The sequence below is a fragment of the Streptomyces sp. UNOC14_S4 genome, assembly GCF_020740835.1.
Taxonomy (GTDB): domain Bacteria; phylum Actinomycetota; class Actinomycetes; order Streptomycetales; family Streptomycetaceae; genus Streptomyces.
Genome location: NZ_JAINFC010000921.1, coordinates 1 through 1,352, shown reverse-complemented (window position 1 = coordinate 1,352; position 1,352 = coordinate 1). Strand labels below are relative to the sequence as shown.

The following is a 1,352-nucleotide window of genomic DNA, read 5'->3' as shown; positions in this document are numbered from 1 at the left end:
GGATGCCCCTCCACGGACTCGCTCAGCACGACCCGGTCCGGCCGGTCCGGCCGGTCCATCCGGTCGGCCCCCGCCGCTCGCCCCGACATCGCGGCGAGCAGCGGCTCCGCGAGCGTCACCAGGCCCGCGACGGCCGCGAGCGGGTTGCCGGGCAGCCCCACCAGATGCCGCCCCGGCGCGAGCCGGGCCAGCAGCATCGGGTGTCCCGGCCGCACCGCGACCCCGTCGACCAGCAGCTCCGCTCCGGTCCTCCGCAACATCGGGTGCACGTGGTCGACGGGCCCGGAGGCCGTACCCCCCGTGGTCACCACCAGGTCCGCGCGGGAGGAGCCGACCGCGTCGTACAGCAGGTCCGCGTCGTCACCGAGCCGCCGCGTCGCGGTCACCTCGGCACCGAGCGCACGCAGCCAGGGGGCCAGCATCGGACCGAGGGCGTCACGGATACGGCCACCCTGCGGCAGCCCTTCCCGCAGCAGTTCGTCGCCGAGGACGAGGATCTCGACGCGGGGACGGCGGGTGACCGGCAGCAGGTCGTACCCCGCCGCGGCGGCGAGGCCCAGCACGGCGGGCGTGACGGGAGTGCCCTCGGGCAACAGCTGATCACCGGTCCGGCACTCCTGCCCGCGGGGCCGGATGTCCTGACCGTGCCCGACGTGCCGCGAGGCGTACAGCTCGTCCTCGCCCCGCACCACCCCGTGCTCGCTGCGCAGCACGGCGGTGGCCCCCGGCGGTACGCGCGCGCCGGTCGCGATCCGTACGGCGTGCCCGTCGCGCAGCGGCTCCACCCCGGCGCGGTCGTCACCGGCCAGTACGCCGTGCCCTTGCGGCGGCAGCCGCCAGGGCCCCGGCCCGGCGACCGCCCAGCCGTCCATGGCAGAGGTGTCGAAGGACGGCAGGTCGGTGAGCGCGTCCAGGGGCGCGGCCAGGACCTGCCCCAGCGCCTCGTCGAGCGGCCGTTCCTCGGTGGGCAGCACCTCGCCCGCGCGCGCCGCGACGGCCCGGGCGCGCTGCCAGGAGGTACGGGTGGCATGCGGGGACCGGTGATCGGCCATGGCAACACCTGGCTCGTGGCAAGTGGCGGGTACGACGGGAATCGGCTCGCGCGGCTGCGCCGGTGCGGGAAGCGGCTCCGGCGCGGTGTCCGGCTCCGGGCCGGGCCGCGGGCCCGGCGTACGCCTCGCCTCCGAGGCCCCGGAGACCGCAGAGGCAGCAGAGGGCGAGGAGGCCGAGGACGCCGAGGACGCCGAGGAGAAGATCCCGGTCTCGCAGAACGGGTCGTCCCTGAACAAAAACTCGAACGCTCCCGCCGAGCCCCCGTCCCGGGACCCCGCCACCGGGACGGGGGCTCGGCG

At 76.8% G+C, this 1,352-nt stretch carries 1 protein-coding gene; it reads right to left on the bottom strand.

Features of this window, described 5'->3' with window-relative positions:
* The coding region (locus K6I34_RS37030) for a molybdopterin molybdotransferase MoeA (protein WP_374231125.1) at positions 1 to 1,256 on the bottom strand (1,256 nt) is incomplete at its 3' end.
* Positions 1,257 to 1,352 lie beyond the last annotated feature (96 nt).